We start from the raw sequence: 16,127 nt of genomic DNA, 5'->3' as shown, positions 1-16,127 counted from the left end.
TCTCACTATCCGTGGGGAGAATCACTCAATATGAAGCTCAACAAGTTCACGGCGGTGGGTGCCACACTCGCACTCGCCGTCGGATCCGTCGTCGGAATCGGTGCCGCCGCCTACGCGATCGACGTCCCGATCGATGAGATCACCGTCGAGGGCGACACGTACCCCGCCGGTCAGTGGTTCCTCGGCAGCCCTGTCGGCCCGGAGCTGAGCCAGGATGAGACCGGCCTGACCATCCCCGGCCGAAACCAGCTCCTCTATGGCTGGTCCTTCACGGGCGCCGAGGGCGCTGGCACCACGACCGCCGAGTTCACCGCCCTCATCGAAGGCGCGTCGTTCGAGGCGACCGGCGATGCAACGTTCCAGGTGCCGGTCTTCTTCGACCCGGAGGACACTGTCATCAATGAGGGCGACGCCCTGGTGTTCACCACGCTTCGCCCGGCGACGACCGGCTCGCCGCTGACGTCGACCGACTGGATCTCCAGCCGGGCCCTCCCCGCCTTCGGCATCGCCGCCAACACCCCCGTGCCTTTCGCAGACATCGCCGCGCTGTTCGACGAAGCGATCGAATTGGGCGCCGCGCCTGAGATCCTCGCGTTCGGCATCCTGGTCGACGAGGGCGCGACGGTCCTTCTGAACAGCGTGACCTTCGCCGGCGAGACGTGGACCTTCGCGACACCGGTTGACCCCGTCGACCCGCCGGTCGAGCCCGTCGACCCGCCGGCCGAGGTCCCGACCCCGATCCAGGACCCCGCCACCTTCACCGGCTGATCCTCGCGGAGTATCCGCTTTCCATTCGTGTGGCCCGGTCGCGCAAGCGATCGGGCCACACGGCCGTTCCGCCCAGGAAATGACATGCGTTCACCATTCACCGCCGGCAGCGCTCTCCTTGCAACCGGCGTACTCGTTGTTGCACTCGTCGGATGCGGCACCCCTGAGGCGGTGCCCGCACCGCGGGCCACGACTCCGACTCCGACTCCCGTGGTGGTCGTCACTCCCGCTCCGACGGCAACGGTGGCCGCACCCACGAGCAGCGTCGCCGAGGCATCTGTCCCGGTTGTCACGGCCTACGACGCGCCTGACGGCGCCGCCGCCTTCGAGTTCGGCAATCCGATCGACTCGGGCGCGCCGCTCACGTTCTACGTCGAGGAGAAGCAGGGAGAGTGGCTGCACGTCCGGCTGCCCACGCGACCGAACGGGTCGACGGGGTGGATCCGCTCATCGGATGTCCACGTCAAGGCGCTCAGCTACAGCCTTCTCGTCTCGACCGCCGGGCACACCGTCACCCTGCTCAAAGACGACGAGGTCGTGGACACCTTCCCTGCTGCCGTGGGTACGGGTGACACCCCGACACCGCTCGGCGAGTTCTATCTGACCGAGCTGCTGGCACCGACGAACGACGGCTACGGTCCGTTCGCGTACGGGATCTCCGCCTTCTCCGAGGTTCTGAACGAGTTCGGAGGCGGTCCTGGGCAGATCGGCATGCACGGCACGGACGACGCCGCCAGCATCGGACAGTCCGCCAGCCACGGCTGCATCCGCCTGAGCAACGAGGACATCACCATGCTCGCCGGTATGCTGCCGCTCGGCACCCCCATCACCATCGAGTGATCCGGGCGTCCGGGCTACGCGTGCCTGGGTGAGACTGCTACGGGTGTCCGCTGTCGAGATCACGGCGGAAGCTCTCGCGGAGGTCCATCGATTCGTTGGCGGCGGCATCCGCTCGGCCGTTGGAGAGGCGGGGCACCCACTGGAACGCGACGTCTCGGCCGGCGATCACGGTCTTGGCCCGCTTGACGAGCGACTGCATGTCGGGGTGGGAGATCTTCCATCGGCCGGACATCTGCTCGACGACGAGCTTCGAGTCCATCCGCACCTCGACCGATGCCGCGGCGTCGCGCTCGAACGCCGCCTCGAGGCCTGCGATCATGCCGGCGTACTCCGCCACGTTGTTGGTCGCGATGCCCATGTAGACGCCCACGACACTCAGCACCTCGTCGGACTCCGGGTCGACGACCACCGCTCCGCCTGCGGCGATCCCCGGATTGCCGCGCGACCCTCCGTCGGCTTCGACGACGAGGCGTCGGGTCATAGCCCGGATTCGCCGGTGCGCACCAGGATGCTGCCGCACTCGGGGCACATCACCACGGCGTCCTCGGCCGCCTGGCGCAGGACGTTCAGGTCGGTGCCCGAGAGCACCATGTTGCAGCCCTCGCACGTGCGCGCACGAAGGAAGGCGGCGCCGGAGCTGCGGACCGCGAGCTTGTCGTAGAGCGCCAGCAGGTCGGCCGGGATCCCGCCGGCGAGGGCCCCGCGGTCACGGGAGGCCGCCTCGAAAGCGGCGGTCGCCTCGGCCACCACACGCTTCGCCTCGGCGCTGAGCTCGGCGCCCTGCGCATTGGTCTCGGCGATGAGCGCCTCCTGCTCGGCGACCGCGGCGTCGGCGCGCTCGAGCCTCTCCATCACCTCGAGCTCACCGTCCTCCAGGTTGCTCTTGCGCCGCGCCAGCGATGCCAGCTCGCTCTCGAGGCCCTGGGCCTCTTTCGGGTTGCTCGAGGTCGCCAGTCGCTCGGCATCGCGCGCGCTGCGGGCGTCGACCACGGCCACGTCGGACTCGATGCGGGACAGCTCGATCCGCAGGTCGTCGCGTACGCCGAGGCGGGTCGTCAGCTCCTGGGAGAGCGTCTGACGGTGGGCCAGGAGCTCCTGCACTCGCGCGGCCTGCGGCGGATTCCTGCGGGCATGGTCGGCCTTTCGGATGCGGGCATCGAGCTCGGCGATCTCCACGAGGCGGCGCTGGTCGGCGGGGCTGGCGTTCACGCCTCCCAACCTACCCCGGCCATCGACGGCGGAACGGGCAGCCATTAGCATTCAACGATCGATCAGCGACGAAAGGGCCGCATCCCATGAGCGTTCTTCGCACGAAGTCCGTCGAGCAGTCGATCGCCGACACGGACGAACCGGAGTTCCGGCTCAAGAAATCACTGAGCGCCCTCGACCTCACCGTCTTCGGCATCGGCGTCGTGATCGGCGCGGGCATCTTCACGCTCACGGGCAAGGCCGCGCACGAGGTCGCCGGGCCCGCGATCGTCCTCAGCTTCGCCGTCGCCGCGATCGCCTGCGCGCTCGCGGCGCTCTGCTACGCCGAGTTCGCCTCGACGGTCCCGGTGGCGGGGTCGGCCTACACGTTCTCGTACTCGTCGCTCGGTGAGCTGTTCGCCTGGATCATCGGGTGGGACCTCATCCTCGAGATGTTCCTGGGGGCGAGCGTCGTGGCGCAGGGCTGGAGCGCCTATCTCGGCACGCTCATGTCGCAGCTCGGGATGCCGATCCCCGACGCGATCGGGTACGGAGGCACCGTCGATCTGATGGCGATCATCCTCGTCCTGGTGCTCGGCGGACTCATGACCTTCGGCATCAAGGAGTCGCTGCGCGTCAACATGGTGCTTGTCGGCGTGAAGCTGTTCATCGTCCTGTTCGTCATCGTCGCCGGGATCATGTTCATCAACCCCGCCAACTGGCAGCCCTTCATCCCGGAGGCGACGCCGCGCGAGTCCGCATCGGGCCTCACCCAGCCGCTGCTCCAGTTCCTCTCCGGCATCGAGCCGACCGCGTTCGGCGTCGGCGGGATCTTCGCCGGCGCCGCGCTGGTGTTCTTCGCGTACATCGGCTTCGACGTCGTGGCGACGACGGCGGAGGAGACCAGGAACCCGCAGCGCGACCTGCCGATCGGCATCATCGCCTCGCTCGTGATCTGCACCCTGCTGTACTGCGCCGTCGCGCTGGTCGTCACCGGCATGGTGCCCTACCAGGACATCGACTCGGAGGCCGCGCTCGCGAACGCCTTCGTGTTCCACGGGGCGGACTGGATGGCGACGCTCATCTCCGCCGGAGCGGTCGCGGGCCTCACCACGGTCGTGCTCACGCTCATGATCGGCGCCACGCGGATCGTCTTCGCCATGTCGCGCGACGCCCTGCTGCCGGTCGGCCTCGCAAAGGTGCACCCGAAGTTCCGCACGCCCTGGGTCATCTCGATTCTCGTCACCGTGATCGTCGCGGTGGTCGCCGGCTTCACCCCGATCGGCGTCCTCGAGGAGATGGTGAACATCGGGACGCTGTCGGCCTTCGTGCTCGTCGCTGTCGGCGTTATCGTGCTCCGCCGCAAGCGCCCCGATCTCCCGCGCTCGTTCAAGGTGCCGTTCAGCCCGTGGCTCCCCGGACTCTCGGCGCTCATCTGCATCTATCTGATGCTGAATCTGACCGTCGAGACGTGGCTGCGATTCCTCATCTGGCTCGCGATCGGGTTCGTGATCTACTTCGCATACTCCAAGAAGCGGTCACGGATCGGGCAGCCGGGCTACATCGAGTTCGAGCTGCCGCGCGTGGTGTCCCACCCCGAGAGCGACAGCGACGACCGCGACGGGCGGGCCTGAGCGAACGGTGGGCCCTGCCGGGATCGAACCGACGACATCCACGGTGTAAACGTGGCGCTCTACCAGCTGAGCTAAAGGCCCTCGCCGCCCAGTCTAGGAGGTCGTCGTGGGCGACGGCGGGAGTCGATGTGATGCGGGCATCCGCTCCCCCCGCGACTCGGTAGGCTGAGAGACGGTGCGTTGTGCACGGCGGACAAAGCCGGCCCCGCTCCGGTAGCGATTAGCTGGCACGATCTGCCAGACGACGAAAGGTCATCTGTGACTGTCAACGATCAGGATCCGTACTCGCAGGAACCCCTCGACAGCGATCCCGATGAGACCTCCGAGTGGCAGGAATCCCTCCAGCAGCTCGTGCAGGCGAAGGGCCACGGTCGTGGCCGCGAGATCATGCTGAGCCTGCTGCAGACCTCTCACGAGCTGCAGCTCAATGTGCCCCAGGTTCCCACCACGGACTACATCAACACGATCGCGCCCGACAACGAGCCGGAGTTCCCCGGCGACGAGGAGCTCGAGCGACGGTACCGCCGCTGGCTCCGCTGGAACGCCGCGATCACCGTGCACCGTGCGCAGCGCCCCGGCATCGGGGTGGGCGGCCACATCTCCACGTACGCCTCGTCGGCGTCGCTCTACGAAGTCGGCTTCAACCACTTCTTCCGCGGGCTGGACGACCCCAACGGCGGCGACCAGATCTTCATCCAGGGTCACGCCTCCCCCGGCATCTACGCCCGGTCCTTCCTCGAGGGCCGCCTGACGGAGGCTCAGCTGGACGGCTTCCGCCAGGAGAAGTCGAAGGCGCCGGAGGGCATCCCCTCCTACCCGCACCCGCGCCTCATGCCCGAGTACTGGCAGTTCCCGACGGTCTCGATGGGTCTCGGCCCGATCAACGCCATCTACCAGGCGATGACGAACAAGTACCTCACCAGCCGCGGGATCAAGGACGCCTCGAACTCGCGGGTGTGGGCGTTCCTGGGCGACGGCGAGATGGACGAGGTCGAGAGCCGCGGTCAGCTGCAGGTCGCCGCGAACGAGGGCCTCGACAACCTGACCTTCGTCGTCAACTGCAACCTGCAGCGCCTCGACGGCCCGGTGCGCGGCAACGGCAAGATCATCCAGGAGCTCGAGAGCTTCTTCCGCGGCGCCGGCTGGAACGTCATCAAGGTCGTGTGGGGAAGCGGCTGGGACGAGCTGCTGTCCCAGGACACCGACGGCGCCCTCGTGCACCTCATGAACACCACCCCCGACGGTGATTTCCAGACCTACCGCGCCGAGGACGGCGCGTTCATCCGCGAGCACTTCTTCGGGCGCGACGAGCGCACCGCCGCTCTGGTGAAGGACTGGTCCGACGAGGACATCTGGGGCAAGCTCCGCCGCGGCGGCCTGGACTACCGCAAGGTCTACGCCGCGTACAAGGCGGCGTCCGAGCACAAGGGCCAGCCGACCGTCATCCTCGCGAAGACGATCAAGGGCTACGGGCTCGGTCACCACTTCGAGGGCCGCAACGCGACCCACCAGATGAAGAAGATGACCCTGCAGGACCTCAAGTACTTCCGCGACTCGATGCGCATTCCGATCTCCGACGCGCAGCTCGACGAGAACCCGTACCTGCCGCCGTACTACAACCCGGGCGGCAACGACGAGACGATCCAGTACATGCTGGAGCGCCGTCGCTCACTCGGCGGCTTCCTGCCCGAGCGTCGCACGCACCACGTCGGGCTGCAACTGCCCGGAGACGAGGCGTACGCGCTCCCCAAGAAGGGCTCCGGCACGCAGGAGATCGCCACCACGATGGCGTTCGTCCGTCTGCTGAAGGATCTGCTGCGAGCGAAGGACTTCGGGCACCGCATCGTGCCGATCATCCCCGACGAGGCGCGCACGTTCGGAATGGACGCGTACTTCCCGACCGCGAAGATCTACAACCCGCACGGGCAGAACTACACGTCGGTCGACCGCGAGCTCCTGCTGGCCTACAAGGAGAGCCCGCAAGGCCAGATCATCCACGTCGGCATCAACGAGGCCGGCGCGGTCGCGGCCTTCACCGCCGCGGGCACGTCGTACTCCACGCACGGTGAGCCGCTGATCCCGGTCTACGTCTTCTACTCGATGTTCGGCTTCCAGCGCACGGGCGATGCCCAGTGGGCGGCGGGCGACCAGATGGCGCGCGGCTTCATCATCGGCGCCACCGCAGGTCGCACCACGCTGACCGGCGAGGGCCTGCAGCACGCCGACGGCCACTCGCATCTGCTCGCGTCGACGAACCCGGCGACGGTGGCGTACGACCCGGCCTACGGGTATGAGATCGCCCACATCGTGCGCTCCGGCATCGAGCGGATGTACGGCGGCAACCACCCCGACCCCAACGTCATGTACTACCTCACGGTGTACAACGAGCCGCTGGTGCAGCCGGCCGAGCCCGAGGGCGTGGACGTCGACGGCATCGTGCGCGGCATCCACCGCATCTCGTCCCTCGAGGGCGACGGACCCCGGGCGCAGCTCCTCGCGTCGGGTGTGGGCGTGCCGTGGGCGCTCGAGGCCCAGCAGCTGCTGCGCGACGACTGGGGCGTGCAGGCCGACGTCTGGTCGGTCACCTCGTGGAACGAGCTGCGCCGTGACGGCCTCGCCGCCGACGAGCACAACTTCCTCCACCCGGAAGCCGAGCCGCGCACCGCGTACGTGACCGAGAAGCTGAAGGATGCCGCCGGCCCGGTCGTCGCCGTCAGCGACTTCATGCACGCCGTCCAGGACCAGATCCGCCCGTGGGTGACGAACCGCTTCGTCACCCTCGGCGCAGACGGGTTCGGGTTCTCCGACACGCGTGCGGCCGCTCGGCGCTACTTCAAGATCGACGGCCCGTCGGTCGTCGTGCGCACCCTGCAGGCGCTGGCGGCGGACGGCATCGTCGACCGCAGTCTCGCCGCGCAGGCGATCGAGAAGTACCGTCTGCACGATGTGACGGCGGGAACGAGCGGGAACGCCGGCGGCGAGAGCTGACCGGCGCGATGCCCGCCCCCGCCTCGATGGACAAGACCGAGACGCTCGCCTGGCTGCGACGCATCTCGGGTGACCTCGCGACGGCGACCATCCAGCGGCTGGAGGACTCGCTCCCCTGGTACGCCGAGATGCCGCCGGCGCGGCGGTCCGCGGTCGGTCTGGTGGCGCAGGCGGGCATCACCTCGTTCATCTCCTGGTACGAGGACCCCGCCTCCACGCCCTGGATCGCGGCCGACATCTTCCTCGCGGCCCCGCGCGAGCTTCTGCGGAGCGTGAGCCTGACGCAGACGCTGCAGCTGATCCGGGTGACCGTGGAGGTCACCGAGGAGCGGGTCGCCGGAAAGGGCGAGCACCTGCGCGAGGCGATCCTGCTGTACTCGCGCGAGGTGGCCTTCGCCGCCGCCGACGTGTACGCCCGTGCCGCCGAGGCGCGCGGGCTCTGGGATGCCCGGCTCGAGGCGCTGGTCGTCGACTCCATCCTCACCGGCGAAGCCGACGAGGAGCTCCCGAGCAGGATCGCGGCGCTCGGGTGGCACGGCCACGGCGAGGTCGCGGTGCTGGTGGGCACGACACCCCCGCAGTTCGACATCGATCAGCTCCGTCGCACCGCCCGCAAGCTCGGGGTCGACGTCCTCATCGGGGTACAGGGATCCCGCCTGGTGCTCGTCCTCGGCCGCGCGGAGCCGCCGTCACGGCCCGACGACGTGCCGGGCGACCTTCCGTTCACCGAGATCGCGAAGCGCCTGGAGCCGGGGTTCGGCACGGGCTACCTCGTCCTCGGCCCCACCGTGCCGGCTCTCGTCGACGCGGGACAGAGTGCGCGCGGGGCCCTCGCCGGCTTCGCGGTGGCGCGAGCCTGGCGGAATGCCCCGCGCCCGGTCGAGGCCGATGATCTGCTGCCCGAGCGCGCCCTCGCCGGCGATCCGCTCGCCAAGCAGACCCTGGTGGAGCGCATCTACCGCCCGCTGCAGGCGCACAGCGCCGACCTCGTCGCCACCCTGTGGAGCTACCTCGACAACGGGCGCTCGCTCGAGGCGACGGCGCGCGAGCTCTTCGTCCACCCGAACACGGTGCGGTACCGCCTGAAGCGCGTCTCCGACGTCATCGGGTGGGATGCCACGGGCCCGCGTGAGGCGCTGATCCTTCAGACGGCGCTCATCCTCGGGTCGATCGGAACCGACGCCACCCGTCGCCGGCCCCCCGCCACGCGCCGCAACCACCACTGACCTGTACGGCTCTGACAAAGCATTGCGGCATTCTTGTGCCACGATCGCCAGAGGTGCGCGCCTGATCCTTGGGAGGATGGACAAGTGAGAATCGCCGTCTTCCCCGGACAGGGCTCCCAGACCCCCGGCTTCCTGGTCCCCTGGCTCGCGCTCGACGGCTCTGCCGATCGACTGGCCCAGTACTCCGAGTGGTCGGGCGTCGACCTCCTCGCCGCCGGCACCGAGTGGGACGCCGATCGGATCCGCGACACGCAGGTCGCTCAGCCGCTCATCGTCGCGGCGAGCCTCCTCTCCTGGAACGCGCTGCCGTCGACAGACTCGGTCGACGGCGTCGCCGGCCACTCCGTCGGGGAGTTCGCCGCGGCGGCCGCCGCGGGCATCCTGACCGAGGAGGACGCGCTCCGACTCGTCGGCATCCGCGGTCGGGCGATGGCTGAAGCGGCAGCTGCCGAGCAGACCGGCATGAGCGCTGTCATCGGCGGCGACCAGGACGCCGTCGTCGCGCGTCTGGAGGAGCTCGGGCTCACTCCCGCGAACTACAACGGCGGCGGGCAGCTGGTCGCGGCCGGGTCGCTGAACGCGTTGGCCGATCTCACCGCGGCACCCCCCGCCGGCACGCGCGTGATCGCGCTCCAGGTCGCCGGCGCCTTCCACACGGCCTATATGGCCCCTGCTGTCGAGGCACTGCGCGCGGCCGCTGCGACGGTGACCGCATCCGATCCCCGCGTCACGGTGTGGAGCAACAGCGACGGCGCCGCCGTCGGCTCGGGCTCCGCGTTCGTCGACCTGCTGGTCGCGCAGGTCGCCTCGCCGGTGCGGTGGGACCTCAGCATGGCGTCTTTCGCGAACGGGGGTGTGTCGGGCATCGTGGAGCTGTCGCCCGCCGGTACGCTCACGGGGCTCGCCAAGCGGGCACTGCGCGGCGTTCCCGCCGTCGCCGTCAAGACTCCCGACGACCTCGAGGCCGCCGCCGCATTGCTCAGCGGCGCCACCGACGCATGACCGGAGATTCCGCATGACCCCCACGCTCATCCAGCCCACCGGGCCCGCCCATACCCGCATCTACTCGTACGGTGCGTCACGCGGCGAGCTCTCGGTTCCCAACGACGACCTCATCGGCCCGATCGACTCGAGTGACGAGTGGATCCGCCAGCGCACCGGAATCATCACGCGCACGCGTGCGGGTGCCGGCACCGACGCGATCGATCTGGCGACGGATGCCGCGCGCGAGGCCATCGAGCGGTCCGGCGTCGACGCCTCCAAGATCGACGCGGTCATCGTGGCCACGGTCAGCAATCCCAAGCAGACGCCCTCCGTGTCGGCGATCGTCGCCGACCGCGTCGGGTCCAACCCCGCGGCCGCCTATGACATCAACGCCGCCTGCGCCGGCTTCGCCTACGGGGTCGCGCAGGCCGATGCGCTGATCCGAGCCGGAGCAGCCCACTACGCGCTGGTCATCGGCACCGAGAAGCTCAGCGACATCGTCGACCCCGCCGACCGCTCCATCTCCTTCCTCCTCGGCGACGGCGCGGGCGCCGTGGTCATCGGACCCAGCGACACCCCCGGCATCGGTCCCACCGTGTGGGGCTCGGACGGCTCGAAGGCCGAGGCCGTGGGCATGAACCACACCCTGACCGACTTCCGTGATGGCATCGCGCCGTGGCCGACCCTCCGCCAGGAGGGACCCACGGTCTTCCGCTGGGCGGTCTGGGAGATGGTGAAGGTCGCTCGTCAGGCGCTCGAGGCCGCAGGGATCGAGGCATCCGATCTGGCCGCCTTCGTGCCCCACCAGGCGAACATGCGCATCATCGACGAGTTCGCCAAGCAGCTGGGCCTTCCCGAGACGGTGATCATCGGTCGCGACATCGAGACGACCGGCAACACGTCGGCGGCATCGATTCCGCTGGCGACCCACCGCCTGCTGGAGGAGCACCCCGAGCTGAGCGGCGGCCTCGCGCTGCAGATCGGCTTCGGCGCGGGCCTCGTGTTCGGCGCCCAGGTGGTCGTGCTCCCCTGAGCCGCTCTCGCGCCGACTCTAGACTTGACCCCGGACCGCCCGGTCCGGGAACCCCCAACAAACAGGAGACACCCATGGCATTCACCACCGACGAGGTCCTCGCCGGACTCGCCGAGCTCATCACGGACGAGACGGGCATCGCTGCCGACGAGGTCGCACTTGAGAAGTCGTTCACCGACGACCTCGACATCGACTCGATCTCCATGATGACGATCGTCGTCAACGCTGAGGAGAAGTTCGGCGTCACCATCCCGGACGACGAGGTCAAGAATCTCAAGACCGTCGGCGACGCCGTCAGCTTCATCACGTCGAACCAGGCGTAGGACCATCCCGGTGGGGGCCGCGGCCCCCACCGGCCAGCACCCCGAGGACTCTGATCTCCAATGAGCAAACCCCGTATCGTCGTCACCGGCATCGGCGCATCCACCCCTCTCGGGGGGACCGCACCCGAGAGCTGGTCGGGCCTTCTGGACGGCGTGTCCGGCGCCCACACGCTCGAGTACGACTGGGTGCAGGAATACTCCATCCCGGTGACGTTCGCCGCTGAGGCGAAGGTACGGCCCGACACCGTCCTCGAGCGACCCGTCGCCAATCGCCTCGACCCGTCCGCGCAGTTCGCGCTCGTCGCGGCCCAGGAGGCGTGGGATGACGCCGGCCGCCCCGAGGTCGAGCCCGAGCGGTTCGGCGTCGACTTCGCGACCGGGATCGGCGGTCTGCAGACCACGCTCGCCGCGTGGGACACCCTCAAGAGCAAGGGCCCGCGGCGCGTCATGCCCATGAGCGTCCCCATGCTCATGCCCAATGCGCCCGCTGCGGCGGTCTCGATGCATCTCGGTGCACGGGCGTACGCCCGGACGGTGGCGTCGGCCTGCGCGTCGAGCACCGAGTCGCTGGTGAACGCCTACGAGACCATCCGCGACGGCCGCGCCGACGTCGTCATCGCGGGCGGGTCCGAGGCGGTCATCCACGGCCTCACCCTCGCCGCGTTCGCCTCGATGCAGGCGCTCTCCAAGCGCAACGACTCCCCCGAGACCGCGTCGCGCCCGTACAGCGTCGACCGTGACGGCTTCGTCATGGGCGAGGGCGCCGCATGCCTCGTGCTCGAGACCTACGAGCACGCCACGGCGCGCGGGGCGAAGATCTACGGCGAGGTCGTCGGCGGCGGGGTCACCGCAGACTCGTACCACATCACCGCTCCCGAGCCCGAGGGCCTCGGCGCCTCGCGCGCGGTGCGGCTCGCGCTCGAGGCGGCCGGCGCCGAGCCTGATGAGGTCACTCACATCAACGCCCACGCGACGTCGACCCCCACCGGCGACATCGCGGAGTACAAGGCGCTGCTCAGCGTGTTCGGCGACCGCGTGCACGAGATCCCGGTGTCGGCCACCAAGGCGTCGACGGGCCACCTGCTCGGCGGCACCGGTGCGCTCGAGGCGATCTTCACGATCCTGGCTCTGCGCGACCGCGTGGCCCCGCCGACGATCAACATCTCGACGCAGGATCCGGAGATCCCGCTGCACGTCTCGGGGAGCGCGATCCCGCTCGGCGACGGTCCCCAGCTGGCCATCAGCAACTCGTTCGGGTTCGGCGGCCACAACGCGGTCGTGGCGTTCCGCTCCGTCTGACGCTCGGCACCGACGCGAAGACACGAAGACGCCCCCGGGAAGCCACCGGGGGCGTCTGTCGCGTCAGGCGGCGATTCGCTTTCCCGCGACCCGGGGATCCTCTCCGCCGAGCATCGGTAGTCGCGCCTCGCAGCGCCTGAGTCTGTGGGGTTGTCCGGTCAGCCGACCTTGTGCAGCCAGACGACCGTCGCGTCGTCGCTGGCGTGACGGAAGGGCTCGAGCTCCTCGTCCCACGCGGCGCCGAGCGCGACCTGGAGTTCGCGGTGCAGCTCGACGGCGCTGCCGCCTGCGACCTCCATCGCGTACCGGATCCGGTCCTCGCCGATCACGACGTTGCCCGCCGTGTCGGTCTGGGCGTAGTGGATGCCGAGCCCCGGCGTGTGGAGCCAGCGGCCACCGTCGCTGCGCGGAGTGGGATCCTCGGTCACCTCGAAGCGAAGATGCTCCCAACCGCGGATCGCGGTCGCGAGGGCTGCTCCGGTGCCGGCCGCGCCCTCCCAGTAGTACTCGGATCGGCGTGCGCCATGCAGGACGGGCTGCTCGGTCCAGTCGAAGCTGACCGCGCGCCCGAGGGCACGACCAACCGCCCACTCGAGGTGGGGGCACAATGCTCGTGGCGCAGAGTGAATGTAGATCACTCCACGCGCCTGTGGTGTCGCCATGATCTCTCCGTTTCATCAGGTACGTCTTCCCCAACGACCTGATACGGATGCCTGGCGGCTATTCGGTTGTGCTGGGGCCATTATCGCCCACGGCAGCACAGAATCACAAGCATGTGACTCCGCCGTGTCGCCGAACGAGGAAAGCCCCGGTCTGCGGACCGGGGCTTTCTCGATTCAGGATGCCTCGGCTCAGGCCTCGCTCATGGCCTGGATGTCGGCCTGACCCTTGGCCGCGTAGTAGGCCGCGCGTGCCGCGTCCTTGCGCGCCTGCTCCACGTAGCCGGCGTCGAGGATGTCCTGGTCGACCTCGAAGCTCTCCACGCGGTTCACGCCGTGGTACTTCTCGATGTACGCGTCGAGCTCGGGGCCTGACGTCCACGACGTGATGAGGTTGTAGCGGGGTGCGTTGCCGACATGGGTGGCGGCGTGCCACAGGCGCTGCGTGTCGATGATCAGCTGCGCTCCGGCGGGAAGCGCGATGCGCGTCTCGCCGGCGGGATCCGTGCGGTTCTCGCGGAGGACGAAGAAGCTGTCCTTGTCGTCGGTGAGGTTGAAGAAGCCTCGCACGACCCAGCCCGTCCCGTCGGGGTTCAGGCGGTTGTTGTCGTCCTGGTGGAGGTTGTAGAGGCAGTCGCCGTAGGGCGTCGGCTGCAGCTCGATGACGCGGCAGCGACCGACGTTGGCGCCGGGCTCCTGCGCACGTCGGGCGAGGTTGGGGGCCTTCGCGACCTGCGAGTCGATCCAGACGCCGTCCTTGTCGGTGCGCGGCGGCTTGTGGTTCCAGAAGCCGTTGCACTCGATCTCGCCGAAGGCGCTGGCGAGCGGTGCGAAGCGGGTGTCGCCGGAGGACTTCCAGTCGTTGTACTCGATGTCGAGCCACTCCTGCGGATCGAGCTCCTGGTTGTAGCGATCGAGGACGACATAGCCGGTCTCTTCGAGCGCAGCGGATTTGATGTAACCCATGAGGTGGATCAGCCTTTCACTGGGGGCCAGCACGTTTTAACAGGCCCAACTTAGGCAAGCCTACATCGGGCCTCCGGCGTCTCCCGGGTGTCGGAGCCGCGGTTCCCGGACCGCCGGGATCCGCCGAATAGACTTGACGAGCCGGGCGCCGGCCACCCCGCCAGCCCAGACCTCCGAGGAGTCCCGCGAGACGATGGCCACCGCCACGAATGTCGATGCGACCGCCGTCAACACGATCAGCTGGCTGTCCTCCGCCGATTGGACGCTGGTGGTCCCGGTGTACCAGCGGCAGTACCGGTGGGACATCGGAGGCTGCGAGCAGCTGCTGGGCGACATCCGCGCGGTGTCCGATCTCGACGACCGTCACATGCACTTCATCGGGTCGATCCTGTCGTCCCTCAGCACCGAGGGCGGGTCCGCGGAGCTCGTGCTCATCGACGGGCAGCAGCGCATGACGACGCTCATGCTGCTCGTGGCCGCGCTGCACCACACCGTGAAGGATCACGACGCCACCCTCGCGTCCGAGCTGGAGCGCGTGCTCGTGCTCTCGGACGGGCGGGCGCCGAGGACGAAGCTCCGCCCCCATCGTGCGTGGGCCGGCGTCTACGACCGCGTGGTCCTGGACGGCCCGCTCGCGCCGGGTGAGCAGCGCGACTCGCGGTTCGACGACAACTACGCCTTCTTCCGCAGCCAGATCAGCCGGGAAGAGGCGCCTCGCATCTGGCGAGGGCTCCAGAAGCTGGAGCACGTCGCCATCACGCTCGGCACGGGCGCGAACGCCCAGCAGATCTTCGAGAGCCTCAACTCGACGGGCGAGCCGCTCCGGGACCACGAGCTGATCCACAACTACGTCCTGATGGGGCTCTCGCACACCGAGCAGCGTGCGATCGAGGACGACTTCTGGCTGCCCATCGAGCGCAACACCGGCGACGCCATCGCCGCCTTCTGGCGCCACTACCTCGTCATGACCACCGGGCGCGAGGTCACCGTCACGGGTGGTCGCGGGGTCTACGACGCCTTCCGCCAGCGGTTCCCCCGGCTCGAGATCGACGAGCTCCCCGCGCACGCGGCCGAGTGGCGGGAGTTCTCCGCGATCTACCGTGTCCTCCTCGATCCCTTGAATGCGGCGGATGCCGAGATCGGCCGTCACCTCGCCTACGTGAACACTTTCGGCACCGCCATGTACCCCTTGGTCATGCGCGCGTACCGGGACTTCTCGCAAGGCGTGATCGATCGAAGCTCGCTCATCCAGACCCTCGAGCTGGTGCAGTCGCTGCTCCTTCGCCGCACGGTCGTCGGCACCGGCACCGACAGGCTCGTGGCACGTCTGTGCCGTGCGCGCGATGAGGGATTCGACAGTCTGGTCCGGGCGGTCGCGCGCATCACGCCGTCCGACGAGCGCGTCCGCGTGGCCCTGAAGTACTCCGACCTGCCCCAGGCCACCTATGTGCTGGCCCGCCTCGCCGATGTGGTCGCCGAGGGGCTCGAGGTGGAGCACATCTTCCCGCCCTCCCCCGCCGACACATGGACCGGCGACGGCAGCCGTCGCTGGGCGGACTACAGCGAGGACGAGCAGAACAGCCATCGCGCGCTCTCCCAGACACTCGGAAACCTCGCCCTCCTGGAGGATGACCTGGCCGAGCGCGCGTTCGACCGGTCGTTCCCGGAGAAGCGCGCCGTGTATGCCCGAAGTGCGGTGGGCACGACGAGCGTCCTCGGCGAGACGACGGCGTGGAACACCGCGGCGATCGTCGAGCGCTCGGCTCGACTCACCGACCGCTTCATCGAGGTCTGGGAGCGTCCGGGCGCCTCCGGCATCGACGACGACGGGCTGACGCCTATCCTCGACGCCGTCCGCCGGCGCGGCTGGCCGCGCGGGTGGCAGCGCGAGTGGGACTACGTCGAGTACCGCGGCGAGCACTGGGAGGTGTACGACGTCAAGTACCTCTTCAACCGGGTGTTCAAGCGCCTCTGGGCGGACTCGCGCGCCGACGTGATCGCCTACAGCGACCGGCGGGGCGGACCCGTGTACAAGGCCCAGTCGTGGAACGGCCAGTGGGACGTGCTGGACGACGGCAACTCGCTCTACATGGGGTGGGACTCGAGCTACATGCTCACCGCCGTGCAGGGCGTGCTGGACGAAGCAGGACTCGCGCCGGAGGTCTTCGTCAAGTACTCCTACATCGGCGACGCGATGTAGCGGGTGCGCCGGCCGGGGA

14 protein-coding genes and 1 tRNA gene are annotated in these 16,127 nt (G+C 69.0%); 10 read left to right on the top strand and 5 right to left on the bottom strand.

Going from position 1 to position 16,127, the window contains the following annotated elements; genetic code table 11:
* Window positions 1-30 precede the first annotated feature (30 nt).
* Both SOM19_RS09370 and SOM19_RS09365 read left to right on the top strand, forming a co-directional pair.
* Window positions 31-768, top strand: coding sequence for a hypothetical protein (locus tag SOM19_RS09370; RefSeq protein WP_320486250.1), 738 nt, complete (start codon window positions 31-33; stop codon window positions 766-768).
* Between the two features lie 84 nt (window positions 769-852).
* Window positions 853-1,608: a L,D-transpeptidase family protein gene (locus SOM19_RS09365; protein WP_320486249.1), complete on the top strand. Its 756-nt coding sequence runs from the start codon at window positions 853-855 to the stop codon at window positions 1,606-1,608.
* Window positions 1,609-1,645: 37 nt separating this feature from the next.
* On the opposite strand, the gene SOM19_RS09360 is transcribed toward SOM19_RS09365, so the two are convergent.
* Together SOM19_RS09360 and SOM19_RS09355 are read right to left on the bottom strand one after the other, a co-directional pair.
* Window positions 1,646-2,089, bottom strand: a complete 444-nt coding sequence (locus SOM19_RS09360) for a reverse transcriptase-like protein (protein WP_320486248.1) — start codon at window positions 2,087-2,089, stop codon at window positions 1,646-1,648.
* Window positions 2,086-2,817, bottom strand: a complete 732-nt coding sequence (locus SOM19_RS09355) for a zinc ribbon domain-containing protein (protein WP_320486247.1) — start codon at window positions 2,815-2,817, stop codon at window positions 2,086-2,088. The genes SOM19_RS09360 and SOM19_RS09355 overlap by 4 nt, the downstream gene beginning before the upstream one ends.
* Before the next feature lie 86 nt (window positions 2,818-2,903).
* Between SOM19_RS09355 and SOM19_RS09350 the strand changes: the two genes are divergently transcribed.
* Window positions 2,904-4,430 (top strand): amino acid permease, encoded by a 1,527-nt coding sequence (locus SOM19_RS09350; protein ID WP_320486246.1) that lies wholly within the window; start codon window positions 2,904-2,906, stop codon window positions 4,428-4,430.
* 8 nt (window positions 4,431-4,438) lie between these two features.
* Here the strand turns inward: SOM19_RS09350 and SOM19_RS09345 are convergent.
* A tRNA-Val gene (locus SOM19_RS09345) sits at window positions 4,439-4,511 on the bottom strand.
* A 177-nt stretch (window positions 4,512-4,688) separates the two neighbouring features.
* On the opposite strand from SOM19_RS09345, the gene aceE reads away from it, so the two are divergent.
* The 6 genes from aceE to SOM19_RS09315 all read left to right on the top strand — a co-directional run bounded on the left by aceE (window position 4,689) and on the right by SOM19_RS09315 (window position 12,283).
* Window positions 4,689-7,418, top strand: coding sequence for a pyruvate dehydrogenase (acetyl-transferring), homodimeric type (aceE, locus tag SOM19_RS09340; RefSeq protein WP_320486245.1), 2,730 nt, complete (start codon window positions 4,689-4,691; stop codon window positions 7,416-7,418).
* An 8-nt stretch (window positions 7,419-7,426) separates the two neighbouring features.
* Entirely contained in the window at window positions 7,427-8,644 is a 1,218-nt protein-coding gene (locus tag SOM19_RS09335; protein WP_320486244.1) for a PucR family transcriptional regulator, read from the top strand.
* 84 nt (window positions 8,645-8,728) lie between these two features.
* The gene (locus SOM19_RS09330; RefSeq protein ID WP_320486243.1) at window positions 8,729-9,646 is read left to right on the top strand and encodes an ACP S-malonyltransferase; all 918 of its coding nucleotides are present in this window, start codon (window positions 8,729-8,731) and stop codon (window positions 9,644-9,646) included.
* 13 nt (window positions 9,647-9,659) lie between these two features.
* The gene (locus SOM19_RS09325; protein ID WP_320486242.1) at window positions 9,660-10,661 is read left to right on the top strand and encodes a beta-ketoacyl-ACP synthase III; all 1,002 of its coding nucleotides are present in this window, start codon (window positions 9,660-9,662) and stop codon (window positions 10,659-10,661) included.
* 74 nt (window positions 10,662-10,735) lie between these two features.
* The gene (locus SOM19_RS09320) at window positions 10,736-10,984 is read left to right on the top strand and encodes an acyl carrier protein (protein ID WP_320486241.1); all 249 of its coding nucleotides are present in this window, start codon (window positions 10,736-10,738) and stop codon (window positions 10,982-10,984) included.
* Between the two features lie 60 nt (window positions 10,985-11,044).
* Window positions 11,045-12,283, top strand: coding sequence for a beta-ketoacyl-[acyl-carrier-protein] synthase family protein (locus tag SOM19_RS09315; protein ID WP_320486240.1), 1,239 nt, complete (start codon window positions 11,045-11,047; stop codon window positions 12,281-12,283).
* Between the two features lie 158 nt (window positions 12,284-12,441).
* On the opposite strand, the gene SOM19_RS09310 is transcribed toward SOM19_RS09315, so the two are convergent.
* Both SOM19_RS09310 and SOM19_RS09305 read right to left on the bottom strand, forming a co-directional pair.
* Window positions 12,442-12,945 carry a DUF3145 domain-containing protein gene (locus SOM19_RS09310; protein WP_320486239.1) on the bottom strand — a complete coding sequence of 168 codons (504 nt, stop codon included), beginning with the start codon at window positions 12,943-12,945 and terminating at the stop codon, window positions 12,442-12,444.
* Between the two features lie 189 nt (window positions 12,946-13,134).
* Entirely contained in the window at window positions 13,135-13,908 is a 774-nt protein-coding gene (locus tag SOM19_RS09305; RefSeq protein WP_320486238.1) for a hypothetical protein, read from the bottom strand.
* Between the two features lie 193 nt (window positions 13,909-14,101).
* On the opposite strand from SOM19_RS09305, the gene SOM19_RS09300 reads away from it, so the two are divergent.
* Window positions 14,102-16,108: a DUF262 domain-containing protein gene (locus tag SOM19_RS09300; RefSeq protein WP_320486237.1), complete on the top strand. Its 2,007-nt coding sequence runs from the start codon at window positions 14,102-14,104 to the stop codon at window positions 16,106-16,108.
* The last annotated feature ends 19 nt before the right edge of the window (window positions 16,109-16,127 follow it).

Origin of the sequence: Microbacterium sp. CFBP9034 (assembly GCF_034045255.1) — a bacterium.
Classification (GTDB): domain Bacteria; phylum Actinomycetota; class Actinomycetes; order Actinomycetales; family Microbacteriaceae; genus Microbacterium.
This window is presented reverse-complemented; position numbering and strand designations above follow the sequence as displayed.